This is a genomic window from Bradyrhizobium sp. USDA 241, from assembly GCF_049739505.1.
In the GTDB taxonomy this organism is placed as follows: Bacteria; Pseudomonadota; Alphaproteobacteria; order Rhizobiales; family Xanthobacteraceae; genus Bradyrhizobium; species Bradyrhizobium liaoningense.
Genome location: NZ_JBMGPZ010000004.1, coordinates 448,613 through 461,693, shown reverse-complemented (window position 1 = coordinate 461,693; position 13,081 = coordinate 448,613). Strand labels below are relative to the sequence as shown.

Sequence of the window (13,081 nt, the reverse complement as noted above, 5' to 3'; positions counted from 1 at the left end):
GAGCCGAACCCGGAATCTCGAAGCGAATATGCAAGCTCTAGATTCCGGGTTCGCGCGTTGCGCGCCCCGGAATGACAAGAAAGGGAGGCGCCATGAATTTCGACGACACGCCACAGGAAGCCGCATTCCGCGAGACCGCGCGCAAATGGATCGAGGCCAATGCGCCGAAGGAGCTGCATGCCGAGCTGTCAAAATCCTCGCTCGGCCGTATCCGGCTCGCTCACCACGACATCGTGGATGTCGGCAAGGCCTGGCAGAAGAAGAAGTTCGAAGGCAATTGGGCCTGCCTGCACTGGCCGAAGGAATATGGCGGCCGTGGTGCGACGCCGATCGAGCGGGTGATCTGGCAGCAGGAGGAGGGCGTCTACGGCAAGCTGACGCAGCCGTTCCAGATCGGCGAAGGCATGTGCGGTCCGACCGTGATGGCTTTCGGCAGCGAAGACGCCAAGCGCCGCTACTTGCCCAAGCTTGCCTCGGGCGAGGAGATCTGGTGCCAGCTGTTCTCCGAGCCATCGGCCGGCTCGGACGTTGCGGGCTTGCGCACGCGCGCCGAGAAGAAGGGCGATAGCTGGGTCGTCAACGGCCAGAAGATCTGGACCTCGGGCGCGCATTACTCCGATTACGGACTCCTGATCGCGCGCACCGATCCGAACGTGCCCAAGCACAAAGGCCTCACCATGTTCTTCCTGGACATGAAGAGTCCCGGCGTCGAGGTGCGGCCGATCAAGCAGGCGAATGGCATGCAGGAGTTCAACGAAGTCTATTTCACCGACGTCGTGATCCCCGACAGCCAGCGGCTGGGGGCCGTCGGCGAGGGCTGGAGCGTGTCGCTGACCACGCTGATGAACGAGCGCATGTCGATCGGCGCGCGGCTTGCGACCGGCGTGCCTGAGATGTTCGAGTTCTGCTCCAGCCTGATGCTGGAGGACGGACTCGCCATCGACGATCCCGCCGTGCGCTCGAAGCTCGCGAGCTGGGCGGCGAAGTCGAACGGACTGAAATACACCAGCTACCGCACGATCTCGGCGCTGTCGAAGGGTGAGCGGCCGGGCCCGGAGAATTCGATCGGCAAGCTCGTGTCGGGCATGATGCTTCAGGACATCGCGACCTGCGCCATGGACCTCCAGGGCGCGGCCGGTGTTCTCACCGGCAACGATGAGGAGACGGTGCAGGGCCAGTTCCAGCAGATGCTGCTGTCCTCACCCTCGATGCGCATCGCCGGCGGCACCGACGAGATCCTGCGCAACATCATCGCCGAGCGCGTGCTGGGATTGCCCGGCGACATTCGCGTCGACAAGGACGTGCCGTATAACATGATCCCGACCAAGGGGCGATAATCTCACGTCTCGCGGTATCTCGTAGGGTGGGCAAAGCGAAGCGTGCCCACCATATGCAGATGCTTCGGGGCAAGTCTGTCGGTGGGCACGACGCTTGCGCGTCTTTGCCCACCCTACGAGAAGAGCGCGAGCCAATTCATGGATGCAAAAGTGAGCCAGACCCAAGACCGCATCGGCGTGCTCGAAGAGCTCCTCAACGAGCGCTACTCCGTCCGCGCGTTTCTTCTGAAGGACGTCGATCGCGCGACCATCGAGCATGTGCTGACCACCGCGCAACGCACGGCGTCCTGGTGCAACAGCCAGCCCTGGCAGGTCATCATCGCCAGCGGCGAGGCCAAGGAGCGCTTTCGCAAGGCGATCTACGCGGAGGCCTCAAAGGGCCTTGGCGATGATTACGATTTCACGCCGCCGCGCGAATATGTCGGGGTCTATCTGGAGCGCCGCCGCGAAAGCGGCTTCCAGCTCTACAACACGCTCGGCATCGCCCGTGGCGACAAGATGGCCTATGCCAGGCAGGCGCTCGAGAACTACAACTTCTTCGGCGCGCCACATGTCGCGATCATTCACACCAACGAGCCGCTCGGCATCTACGGTGCGATCGATTGCGGCGCCTATGTCAGCAATTTCATGCTGGCCGCGCAGGCGCTCGGGCTCGGCACGATACCGCAGGCGGCGCTCGCGCGGCATTCCGGGCTGATCCGCCGGCATTTCAATCTGCCCGACGACCGCCGCGTGGTCTGCGGCATCTCGTTCGGCTATGCGGACCACGCGCACAAGGTCAACAGCTACCGCACCTCGCGTGCGAGCGTGGCCGATACCGTGACCTTTGTTGACGAGTGATCGAGCGCCGTGAACCCGGCGCCACCCGCATAGGACGCGCGCAAAGACGGCCGTGGAAACGGCCGTCTTCGTCTCGTCCGAGTCCGATGGGCGTCGGCTATCAGCCGCCGCTGCCGCCGATCACGGCCCGCACCGTCTCGTCCGGCCCGAAATCCTCGGCGCCGTCGACATAGAGCAGCGCGGCGAGCTTCGAGCGGGCGCGGTTCACGCGGCTCTTGATCGTGCCGACTGCGCAGCCGCAGATCGAGGCCGCGTCCTCATAGGAGAAGCCGGACGCACCGACCAGGATCAACGCTTCACGCTGATCCTGCGGAAGCTTGTCGAGCGCCGTGCGGAACTCCTCGAATTCGAGATGCGCGTTCTGCGAAGGCTGAGTCTTCAGCGTCTTGGCGTAGTTGCCCTCGGCATCCTCGACCTCGCGCCGCCGCTTGCGATAGTCGGAGCGGAACAGGTTGCGCAGAATCGTGAACAGCCAGGCCGGCAGGTTGGAGCCGGGCTGGAACGAGTCGATGTTGGCGAGCGCGCGCAACAGCGTCTCCTGAACCAGATCGTCGGCGCGGTCCGCATTGCCGCTGAGCGAGATGGCGAAGGCGCGCAGACTCGGCACGGCCGCCAGGATGTCGTTACGAAGGGAGTCCGTGAGAGGCATTAATCCCTCCCATTGTTGTTGTCGTTGGATCCACCCTCATTTTCCACGTAGGGAGCTCCCGGCGCATCAAGCTTCTTGATCAGTTCTGCGAACCGATCCGGAACCCCCTGCCGCATGACATCGTCGTACATGGCCCGCAATTGATGCCCGATCCGGGATTGAATCTCCGGAGTGAGTCCTCCCTTGCCGGGGGTCGCGCTTCTGCTGGCTTGAGACTTGAGATCTTTCATGGCCTGTTCCACGTTTCCCCGAGTTAAGTGACTGCAAATTCGAGAGGTTTTCTCAACCGGGAGCCGTTCCCTGGATAGGCACAATTCCAGGTCCGCGGAAAAGTTCCCAGCTCTACGGAACTTTTCTTGAGCTGATGCGTAATCAGTCCAGCAGGGGAACCCGGGCCCCCCGCGTGTCTCCTGACCTCAAGGTTGGCCCGAAGACGAATGGAGTGGGGATGTCCCGTTCACAGCTTGTTGCTGAACACTTGCCGTTGTTGCGCCGGTACGCGCGCGCCCTGACCGGCAGCCAGGCCTCCGGTGACGCCTATGTCGCAGCCATGTTGGAAGCCATGCTGGGGGATCCGTCGGTGCTCGATGAGAGCCATGGGCCTCGGGCCGGCCTGTTCCGGCTGTTCACGCAGATCTGGAATTCGGTCTCGGTCAACGAGGATGCCGAGGTGACGACCCTGCCGATGCCGCCGGAGCGGCGGCTGTCGAACATCACGCCGCTGCCGCGCCAGGCCTTCCTGCTGCTTTCGCTCGAGGGCTTCTCGGAAGAGGAAGTCGCCTTCGTTCTCGGCACCGACGTCGCGGAAACGCGGCGCCTTGCAGACGCCGCCGGACGCGAGATGGCGGCCGAGATTGCGACCGACGTGCTGATCATCGAGGACGAGACCTTCATCGCCATGGACCTCGAGAGCCTGGTGAAGAATCTCGGCCACAACGTCGTCGGCGTCGCGCGCACCCATGCCGATGCAGTGGCGCTGGCCAAGAACAAGCGGCCCGGCCTGATCCTCGCCGACATCCAGCTCGCCGACGGCTCGTCGGGCCTGGATGCGGTCAACGAACTGCTGCGCACCTTCGAGGTGCCCGTGGTGTTCATCACGGCATACCCCGAGCGCTTCCTCACCGGCGAGCGCCCCGAGCCGGCGTTCCTGATCTCAAAACCATTCCAGCCGGCGATGGTATCGGCGGTGGCGAGCCAGGCCCTGTTCTTCCAGCGCAATTCGCGCAATCGCGCGCCGAAGGCGCCGGCGGCGTAGTGACGCCCTGGTAGCCCGCCAATTGGCGAAATGATCCGATCCGGCGTGCCGCAAGGCACGCCGGATTTTTCATGTCTGTTGCGCATGCTTGACGGCCGTGGAATTCACCGCCCATACCTCATGCAGAGGCTGCGCCTGCGGCCGCACCAATCGGAGATGTCCCCATGGACCAGCCGCTGCTCGATCGCCTCGCCATCCGCGACCTCGTCGAGAACTGGGCGGTGTGGCGCGACGCCGGCGACTGGGAGCGCTTTGCCACGGTCTGGCATGACGAGGGCTGGATGTCCGCCACCTGGTTTCAGGGGCCGGCGCGGGATTTCATGCGGGTCAGCCAGGAGGGATTCGCGAAGGGCGTGCGCATCCTGCATTTCCTCGGCGGCACCAGCATCGATTTGGCGGACGCGCGGGCCATCGCCCAGACCAAGATGACGATCTCGCAGCGCGCCCTCGTGCACGATGTGCTCTGCGACGTCGTCTGCACCGGACGCTTCTACGATTTCCTGGAGAAGCGGCAGGGTAAATGGGGCATCGTCCGCCGCCAGCCGATCTACGAGTAGGACCGGATCGATCCGGTCGATCCCGCTGCGACGCTGCGCCTCGACCAGGAGGCGCTCGCCGCGCTGCCCGAAGGCTATCGCCACCTCGCCTACATGCAGGAGCTGATCGGCTACAAGGTCAAGCGCGACATGCCCGGCCTCACGGGTCCGGAAGTCGAGAAGCTCTATGGCGAAGGGCGGGAATGGCTCGCGGCGAAGGCGAAGTAGACGCCAGACAAAAGTAAGGCGCGACCGGCATCACCACAGTCGCGCCCTACGTCGCCGGCTTATGGGGCAGGGGGGAATAGCCGGCTGCTGAGACGACTCCTGACCGTCGGAGTCGTTCCACGGCTTGCGAAATATTTCGCCGACCTGCGGCATTTTTCGCACACGGTTAAGTGATCGTAACGGCCGAGAACCGCCGATCCTGTGGCGGCGTTGTTCCCGTGATCGCCATGGGGCGAGGGATCGACAGCCATGTCACAGATTCAAAAGGTATTTTTAGGCGCCATTGCGACCGTCGCGACGCTCGGTGCTGTGCAATTGGCCTCCGGCCATGACTTGGCTGGTCGCTGGCAGGCGGTCGCCGACACCTCCAGCCGCAGCGCGAACTTCGCCCCGAGCCACAACGTCAATCGCACCGCAAAGGCGGACCGGCTCGCTGAGGTCAAGCCGGCGCCGGCTCCGACCCGCACGGTGTCGATGCGGCTGAACGACCTCGCCGATACGTCGGTGCTGCTGCGGGTCCCGGCGGTGGTCGAGACCGGCAACGCCAAGCCGCCGGTGCTGCTCCAGAACCAGCAGAAGGTTCGAACCCGGCCGACGATCGCCTGTGAGCCGATGGTCAGCTCCCTGACCGAGGTCGCGAAGCTGCTCCAGCCCGGCCGTTGCGTGACCTGATCCGCGCCTCCCGTGACGGGAGCCTTCCGGGAGGATGCTTCACATCCTCTTGATCCGCCGTTGCCTCGCGCTATATCCGGGTTCCTCCCTTTGTTTTGACCGGGTAAGCGCATGACGACGTCAGATACGGCTGTGCATACGCAGCCTTTCCAGGCCGAAGTTTCCGAACTGCTGCACCTGATGGTGCATTCCGTTTATTCGGAAACCGATATCTTCCTCCGCGAACTCATTTCCAATGCCTCCGATGCCTGCGACAAGCTGCGCTACGAGGCCATCGCAAGTCCCGCCCTGCTGGGCGAGGGCGACGCGCTCAAGATCCGCATCATCCCGAACAAGACGGCCAAGACGCTTACGATCGCCGACAACGGCATCGGCATGGAGCGGCAGGAGCTGATCGATCATCTCGGCACCATCGCCCGCTCCGGTACCAAGGCATTCGTGTCCAAGCTGAAGGAGGCCAAGGACGGCCTCGGCCTGATCGGCCAGTTCGGCGTCGGTTTCTATTCCGCCTTCATGGTCGCCGAGAAGATCGTCGTGATCAGCCGCCGTGCCGGCGAGAGCGATGTCTGGACCTGGACCTCCTCGGGCGGGTCCGGCTTCGAGATTGCCCGTGCCAGCGACGAGGACGCGGCGCGCGTGACGCGCGGTACCGAGATCGTCCTGCACCTGAAGGACGACGCCAAGAAATATCTCGAGACCTACGAGATCGAGCGCATCGTCACCGCCTATTCCGACAACATCCTGTTCCCGATCGAGCTGGTGCCCGAAGAAGGCGAGCCGCGCCAGATCAATTCGGCCAGCGCGCTATGGCAGCGCGCGAAATCCGAGCTGACGGCGGACGACTACAAGAAGGCCTATCAGCAGATCGCCTCCGCCTTCGACGACCCCGCGATGACGCTGCACTACCGCGCCGAGGGCCGCTACTCCTACGCCGTTCTGCTGTTCGCGCCCTCGACCAAGCCGTTCGACCTGTTCGAGCCTAACCGCAAGGGGCGTGTGAAGCTCTATGTCCGGCGCGTCTTCATCACCGACGATGCCGATCTGTTGCCGGGCTATCTGCGCTTCATCCGCGGCGTCGTCGACAGCGAGGATCTCCCGCTCAACATTTCGCGCGAGATGCTTCAGAACAATCCGCAGCTCGCGCAGATCCGCAAAGCCGTGGCGACCCGGGTTGTATCCGAGCTCGAAAGTCTTGCCGACAAGGACCCGGAGAATTTTGCCAAGATCTGGGACGCCTTCGGCGCGGTGCTGAAGGAAGGCATCTACGAGGATTTCGAGCGGCGCGAAAAGCTGCTTTCGCTGTCGCGCTTCACCACCACGTCGGGCGAGAAGCGTTCGCTGAAGCAGGTCATCGCCGATTTCAAGCCGAACCAGACCGAGATCTATTATCTCGTCGGCGACAGCATCGAGCGGCTGAAATCCAACCCGCGGCTGGAAGCTGCGACCGCGCGCGGCATCGAGGTGCTGCTGCTGTCCGATCCGGTCGATGCCTTCTGGACCTCGATGCCGTCGGAGTTCGACGGCAAGCCGCTGAAGTCGCTGAGCCAGGGCGATCTCAATCTCGACCTGATTCCGCGCGTCGACGAGGCGGACGGGGCGAAGAAGGACGAGCCGGCCGCGGACGAAGCGGCCACCATCGCCGTGATCAAGGCCGCGCTCGGAGAGCGCGTCAGCGACGTCAAGGCCTCGACCCGGCTCACCAGCTCGGCCTCCTGCCTCGTCGCCGACAGCCAGGGGCCAAGCCGCGAACTGGAGCGTATCCTGTCGCAGCAAAACCGCGGCATGAAGACCAAGCCGATCCTCGAGATCAATTTGCGCCATCCGCTGGTCACCGCGGTCACCAAGGCGCAAGCCGGCTCGAAGGTCGTCGACGATCTCAGCCTGCTGCTGCTCGAACAGGCGCAGATCCTGGACGGCGAATTGCCGGACGACCCGGCGGCGTTCGCGGCAAGGCTGAATCGGCTCGTGCTGCAGGGGCTCGGCGCCTAGCGCCGCAGCCCCACCCTACTCACCTTGCCGTCATCCATCTGCAGGAACAGTCGCGTCCGTCGTGATGTTGTGCCATATGGAGCCGCCGGCCCCCGATCCGCCGGCGGCCACTGACTCGAGGATGTGTCCATGCGCTTGCCGATCTTGACCCTCACCGCGATTGCCACGCTGTTCGTCGCGGCAGATGCCAGCGCCCAGACCTATGATCCGCGCTATCCGGTGTGCATGCACGTCTATACGCCTGGCGGCGGCTTCGGCGGTGGCGGCGGCGATTACTTCGACTGCTCCTTCACTTCGCTGCCGCAGTGCCGCGCGACCGCGTCGGGCCGCTCGGCGAGCTGCGATCTCAACCCGTATTACGCCTTCGACGAACCCCCGCCGCCGCGCCGGCGCCACAAGAAACAGCATTAGCGGTCTGCGATGCGGTCTCCTCGGATATTCGCCTCGCGTGGTTGGCTCGGCCTGACCATGGCCGTCGGTGTCGTGCTCTCTGTCGCGCCGTCGCACGGGCAAACCTTCGATCCCCGCTATCCCGTCTGCATGCACGTCTATTCCGGAGCGAATGGCGGTGGCGGGGACTGGTACGACTGCTCCTTCACCTCGCTGCCGCAGTGCCGCGCGACCGCCTCGGGACGCGCCGCGACCTGTGACCTCAATCCGTACTACCCGGTCAACGCGCCGCACCCGCGTCACAGGCGAAGCGGTCAGCACAAGGGATGGTAGAGCAAGGAATTTCCTGCTTGGCGAAGGCCGCCCAGCGCCTCCCACTGCTCCTTCCTCACGCCCGATAGCTCGACCACTTTGCGCCAGCGATCGGTTTCCGCCATCAGCATGCTGCCGAACTCATGGGCATTGCTGTGCACTACGACCTGTGTCCCGATGTTGCTGCAGGCGCCCGGCTTGTTCTCGACCACGAAAGTCTGGCCGAGCCGGTCGGAGGGGCGCTGGCAGAGCAGCCGCGACAGCACGTCGGTGGCTCCGCCCGGCGTCGAGGGAGAGGGGAAGCTTCCCGCTCGGCTTCGCTACTTCGCTGTCGCAAGAATGGCACCGGGCTGCACGCCGATCCCGCCGGCCTGAAGGATCGCTAGAGTTAATCGCGCACTAACGGAGTTTTACCTTGTCTCTTAACACCTGGGCAGTGCGCGCGGGCTAAGCTGCCGGACACAAGCAGACGGCCCGAAAGAGTGAACAATATGACCACCGGCGTCATCGAGCAGCCGAAAACCGTATACGCACCGTCGGCCTCGAAGATCTGGCTGAAGGCAATCGAGCTCACTGCGCGGATCGAGGCATTGCCCGGGCGTCTGTTCGCGGACGTCATCGACGATTGGGCGCAACGCCAGCCCGGCCGCGTCGCGCTGGTCATAGCTGACACAAGTCTCGACTATCAAGGGCTGTCGAATCGCATCAATCGCTACGCGCGCTGGGCGCGCTCGGTCGGGCTAGCCAAGGGCGATACCGTGGCCCTCATCATGCCGAACGGTATCGACTATCTCGCGGCCTGGCTCGGCATCAGCCGCGTCGGAGGCGTGGTGGCGCTGCTCAATACAAAGCTGGTGGGACAGTCGCTTGCGCATTGCATCGACGTCGCAAGACCGGCGCACATTATCCTGGCGCACGAGCTGACGGAGATGCTGGAGGGCGCAACGCCGCATCTGAAGGCGCAGCCCAAGGTCTGGACCCACGGCGATGCCCGCAGCCAGCGCGCGATCGATGTCGCTCTCGCCGTCCTCGACGACGGCCCGCTCTCGTCGGACGAACATGGCGACGTCACGATCGATGACCGCGCGCTGCTGATCTACACCTCGGGCACCACGGGCCTGCCGAAAGCGGCCAGCATCAGCCACCGCCGTATCCTCAACTGGGGCTTCTGGTTCGCCGGCCTCACCGGCGCGACTCCGCAGGACCGGCTCTACGATTGTCTCCCGTTGTTCCACTCGGTCGGCGGCATCGTCGCGCCGTGCAGCATGCTGGCTGCCGGCGGGTCGGTCGCCATTGCGGAAAAATTCTCGGCTTCTCACTTCTGGTCCGACATCGTCCGGCATGACTGCACGATGTTTCAGTATATCGGCGAACTCTGCCGTTACCTGCTGAAGGCGGCGCCGTCGGAATACGAGACCCGGCACCGCCTGCGGCTCGTCTGCGGCAACGGCCTGCGCGGCGATGTCTGGGAAGATTTCCAGGCGCGCTTTTCCATTCCGAGCATCCTCGAATTCTACGCGGCGACGGAAGGCAATTTTTCGCTGTTCAATGTCGAGGGGCGACCGGGTGCGATCGGGCGCATTCCGCCGCTGCTCGCACATCGCTTTCCCGCCAGTCTCGTCAAGCTCGACCCCGGCAGCGGCGTGCCGCTGCGCAATGATGAGGGCTTTTGCATCGCCTGCGCCCGCGGCGAGGCCGGCGAAGCCATCGGCCGCATCGGCACCGCGGACGAGGGCGGTGGGCGCTTCGAGGGCTACACCGATGCCGGTGAGACCGAGAAGAAGATCCTGCGCGACGTCTTTGCCAGAGGCGATGCCTGGTTCCGCACCGGCGATCTGATGCGGATCGACGACAAGGGCTTTTTCCATTTCGTCGACCGCATCGGCGACACCTTCCGCTGGAAGGGCGAGAACGTCGCGACCTCGGAGGTGAACGACGCCGTGCGCGATTTTGCCGGCGTGGTTGACGCCACCACCTACGGCGTCGCCATCCCCGGCGCCGACGGCCGCGCCGGCATGAGCGCGATCGTCGTGAACGAGGGCTTTGACATCGCCGCGCTGCCTGCGCATCTCGCGCGGCGCCTGCCGGCTTACGCCCGGCCAGTCTTCGTCCGCATCTCGCGCGAGCTCGACGCGACCGAGACGTTCAAGCAGAAGAAGGGCGATCTCGCGCGCGAGGGATTTGATCCGGCTGCGATCTCCGATCCGTTGTTCATGCTCGACCCGAAATCCGGCGCCTATGTCGCGCTCGATTCCAGTACATTTGCCGGAATCGTAGACGGCACGATCCGGCTGTAACGGCAACAAAATCCGCCAGATGGGTCCAATTTTATCTGAATTGTCCAAGAGGCCATTTACCTCTGTCGGGTAGACAGAGGGTCATTGGGAGGCGGTCATCAAGAGCCGCCGCAACACGAATGATAACGAAAAGCGAGCCAGCCATGTCGGTAAGGTCAAAGGTCATCGAAGCGATCCAGCAGATCGCCAGAGAGCAGCACGTCACGCTTCCCGCACTCTCGGACGATCTGTCCCTGCACGAGACGGGTTTCGACTCGCTCGCCTTCGCCATTCTTGTGGCGCGCCTCGAGGACGAGACCGGCGTCGACCCATTCACCATTTCCGAGGACGCTGCGTTCCCCGCCACAGTCGGCGATTTCGTGCGGGCCTACGAAAATGTCCCCGCGTGAGATCTTTGCGCTTCGCGACCATCTCGGCGCGGAGCTGAAAGGCCGCACGATTTCCGATGCGCACGATGTCGTGTCGCTGACCGACGTCCTGTCGCACACGGTTCTGGGCGGCCGTCTGCGCGAGCTGTCCGGCCGCGCGGTGCTGCTGAAACTGTCAGACCAGCTCCGGTCAGGCCTTGCCATGATCGAGCTCGACGGCATCGCCCGCCGCATGCTGCTGTGTCCGCCGGATCTCAACCCGGCGCATCTTGACTCGTTGATCGCTGATGCCGGCATCGATGCCGTCGTCACCGACGAGCCCGATCGCTGGGCCGGCACCGGCGTTTCGCTGGTCGTCACCGCGCATTTGCCGCTTCAAGCCACCGTGCCGGTCACGAGCGAGCGTGCGACCGAATGGTTGATGTTGACTTCGGGTACCTCGGGCGTGCCAAAGATCGCTGGCCATACGCTGGAGGCGCTGACCGGGGCAATCGTTGCCGAAGGTCCGGCGCGCGGTCCGGCGCCGGTATGGGCGACGTTCTACGACATTCGCCGCTACGGCGGCCTGCAGATCTTCCTCCGCGCCATCCTGTCCGGCGGCTCGATGGTGCTGTCGGATCCGCATGAAGCGCTCGGCGATCACATCGCGCGGTTGAATGCGCGCGGCGTCTCGCACATCTCGGGAACGCCGTCGCACTGGCGCAAGCTCCTGATGAGCGGCGCGGCCGCGCAGTTCGCCCCGGCTTACGTCCGTCTCTCCGGCGAGATCGCCGACCAGGCCGTGCTCGACGGCTTGAAGGCGGCGTTCCCCAATGCTTCCGTCGGCCACGCCTACGCCTCGACCGAGGCCGGCGTCGGCTTTGCCGTGAATGACGGGCTGGAGGGCTTTCCAGCCGACTATCTCGGCAACCGCAACGGCGTCGAGATGAAGGTCGTCGACGGCTCGCTGCGGATTCGCTCGGCACGCACGGCGCATGCCTATGTCGGCCGCGACGCGGCGGCGCTTACCGATGCCAACGGCTTCGTCGACAGCGGCGACATCGTCGAGCTGCGCGGCGACCGTTACTACTTCGTCGGCCGTCGCGGCGGCATCATCAATATCGGCGGGCTGAAGGTCCATCCCGAGGAGATCGAGGCGGTGATCAATCGCCATCCCGACGTGCGGATGTCACGCGCCAAGTCGCGCCGCAGCCCGATCACCGGCGGCATCGTCGTCGCCGACGTGATCCTCGCCGACGGCACCGATGCGGCGCGCGCGAAAGAGATTCGCGACCAGATCCTGGATCAGTGCCGCGCCCAGCTCGCGTCCCACAAGGTGCCGGCGGTGATCCGTTTCGTCGAGGCGCTCGACGTCACCCCGGCCGGCAAACTGGCGCGCACCGATGCATAACGTTCTCGTCACCGGCGGCAGCCGCGGTATCGGTCTTGCCATTGCAACGCGCCTCGTCGGAGGTGGCTTCAACGTGATCGCGGCGGCGCGGCGCGAGAGCGACGAGCTCAAGGCGGCGATTGTCCGGTCCGAGGGGCGGCTGCATTTCCGCGCCTGCGATCTTGCGGTGATCGATGCGATCCCGGCCTTCGCAAAACTCGTTCGCGACGAATTCGGCCCGATCTACGGCCTCGTCAACAATGCCGGCCTCGGCACCGAAGGCCTGCTCGCTACCATGCACAATTCCGAGATCGCGGCCCTGGTGCAGCTCAACGTGCTGTCGCCGATCATTCTCACCAAATATGTCGCGCGGCAGATGATGGCCGATGGCGCCGGCCGCATCGTCAACATCTCCTCGATCATCGCGACCACCGGTTACAATGGCCTGTCCGTCTACGGCGCAACCAAGGCCGCCGCCACCGGCTTCACCCGCTCGCTCGCGCGCGAGGTCGGCAATCTCGGCATCACCGTGAACGCGGTCGCACCGGGCTTCATCGACACCGAACTCACGCACAACCTCTCGGACGAGGGCCGCAAGCGCATCGCCGGTCGCAGTGCGCTGCGTCGCCTGCCGCAGACGGACGACGTCGCGCGCATGGTGGAGTATCTGCTGGGGGAGGGCGGCCGCAATGTCACCGGGACGGTGTTCACTGTCGACGCGGGGAATACGGCATAAGCGGAACTCTACGGCCACAATTGCATTGATTCGGCACAATGACATTCAGCCGGATTTGGTCGTAAGATGCCCCGCAATCGGTTGGGTTACGTCAATCGATCTG

14 protein-coding genes and 1 pseudogene are annotated in these 13,081 nt (G+C 64.5%); 12 read left to right on the top strand and 3 right to left on the bottom strand.

The window, feature by feature from the left end:
* The first annotated feature begins 92 nt into the window (after positions 1-92).
* Both ABIF91_RS11900 and ABIF91_RS11895 read left to right on the top strand, forming a co-directional pair.
* Positions 93-1,337 carry an acyl-CoA dehydrogenase gene (locus ABIF91_RS11900; RefSeq protein ID WP_028179296.1) on the top strand — a complete coding sequence of 415 codons (1,245 nt, stop codon included), beginning with the start codon at positions 93-95 and terminating at the stop codon, positions 1,335-1,337.
* Positions 1,338-1,475: 138 nt separating this feature from the next.
* Entirely contained in the window at positions 1,476-2,177 is a 702-nt protein-coding gene (locus tag ABIF91_RS11895) for a nitroreductase (protein ID WP_028179297.1), read from the top strand.
* A 100-nt stretch (positions 2,178-2,277) separates the two neighbouring features.
* On the opposite strand, the gene ABIF91_RS11890 is transcribed toward ABIF91_RS11895, so the two are convergent.
* Both ABIF91_RS11890 and ABIF91_RS11885 read right to left on the bottom strand, forming a co-directional pair.
* On the bottom strand, positions 2,278-2,826 hold the full coding sequence (locus tag ABIF91_RS11890) for a sigma-70 family RNA polymerase sigma factor (protein WP_018316216.1): 549 nt from the start codon (positions 2,824-2,826) through the stop codon (positions 2,278-2,280).
* Complete coding sequence (locus tag ABIF91_RS11885; RefSeq protein WP_424579168.1) at positions 2,826-3,056, bottom strand: NepR family anti-sigma factor; 231 nt, start codon at positions 3,054-3,056, stop codon at positions 2,826-2,828. The genes ABIF91_RS11890 and ABIF91_RS11885 overlap by 1 nt, the downstream gene beginning before the upstream one ends.
* Before the next feature lie 218 nt (positions 3,057-3,274).
* On the opposite strand from ABIF91_RS11885, the gene ABIF91_RS11880 reads away from it, so the two are divergent.
* The 6 genes and pseudogenes from ABIF91_RS11880 to ABIF91_RS11855 all read left to right on the top strand — a co-directional run bounded on the left by ABIF91_RS11880 (position 3,275) and on the right by ABIF91_RS11855 (position 8,229).
* Positions 3,275-4,081, top strand: a complete 807-nt coding sequence (locus tag ABIF91_RS11880; RefSeq protein WP_028179299.1) for a response regulator — start codon at positions 3,275-3,277, stop codon at positions 4,079-4,081.
* A 164-nt stretch (positions 4,082-4,245) separates the two neighbouring features.
* Positions 4,246-4,845: pseudogene (locus tag ABIF91_RS11875) on the top strand (nuclear transport factor 2 family protein).
* A gap of 249 nt (positions 4,846-5,094) precedes the next feature.
* A complete protein-coding gene (locus ABIF91_RS11870; protein ID WP_028179300.1) occupies positions 5,095-5,517 on the top strand; it encodes a hypothetical protein in 423 nt (140 codons plus the stop codon).
* A gap of 111 nt (positions 5,518-5,628) precedes the next feature.
* Positions 5,629-7,506 (top strand): molecular chaperone HtpG, encoded by a 1,878-nt coding sequence (gene htpG, locus ABIF91_RS11865; protein WP_028179301.1) that lies wholly within the window; start codon positions 5,629-5,631, stop codon positions 7,504-7,506.
* Between the two features lie 129 nt (positions 7,507-7,635).
* Complete coding sequence (locus tag ABIF91_RS11860; RefSeq protein WP_028179302.1) at positions 7,636-7,917, top strand: DUF3551 domain-containing protein; 282 nt, start codon at positions 7,636-7,638, stop codon at positions 7,915-7,917.
* Between the two features lie 9 nt (positions 7,918-7,926).
* Positions 7,927-8,229 (top strand): DUF3551 domain-containing protein, encoded by a 303-nt coding sequence (locus tag ABIF91_RS11855; protein WP_080659926.1) that lies wholly within the window; start codon positions 7,927-7,929, stop codon positions 8,227-8,229.
* Here the strand turns inward: ABIF91_RS11855 and ABIF91_RS11850 are convergent.
* Positions 8,211-8,474 carry a tripartite tricarboxylate transporter substrate-binding protein gene (locus ABIF91_RS11850; RefSeq protein WP_028179304.1) on the bottom strand — a complete coding sequence of 88 codons (264 nt, stop codon included), beginning with the start codon at positions 8,472-8,474 and terminating at the stop codon, positions 8,211-8,213. The genes ABIF91_RS11855 and ABIF91_RS11850 overlap by 19 nt on opposite strands.
* A gap of 216 nt (positions 8,475-8,690) precedes the next feature.
* On the opposite strand from ABIF91_RS11850, the gene ABIF91_RS11845 reads away from it, so the two are divergent.
* The 4 genes from ABIF91_RS11845 (at position 8,691) to ABIF91_RS11830 (ending at position 12,978) form a co-directional block, all read left to right on the top strand.
* Positions 8,691-10,505, top strand: a complete 1,815-nt coding sequence (locus ABIF91_RS11845) for a long-chain-acyl-CoA synthetase (RefSeq protein WP_035671688.1) — start codon at positions 8,691-8,693, stop codon at positions 10,503-10,505.
* Positions 10,506-10,648: 143 nt separating this feature from the next.
* Positions 10,649-10,894 (top strand): acyl carrier protein, encoded by a 246-nt coding sequence (locus ABIF91_RS11840; RefSeq protein ID WP_008135396.1) that lies wholly within the window; start codon positions 10,649-10,651, stop codon positions 10,892-10,894.
* Complete coding sequence (locus ABIF91_RS11835; protein ID WP_028179172.1) at positions 10,881-12,263, top strand: class I adenylate-forming enzyme family protein; 1,383 nt, start codon at positions 10,881-10,883, stop codon at positions 12,261-12,263. Before ABIF91_RS11840 ends, ABIF91_RS11835 begins: the two co-directional genes overlap by 14 nt.
* Entirely contained in the window at positions 12,256-12,978 is a 723-nt protein-coding gene (locus tag ABIF91_RS11830; protein WP_028179173.1) for an SDR family NAD(P)-dependent oxidoreductase, read from the top strand. Before ABIF91_RS11835 ends, ABIF91_RS11830 begins: the two co-directional genes overlap by 8 nt.
* The last annotated feature ends 103 nt before the right edge of the window (positions 12,979-13,081 follow it).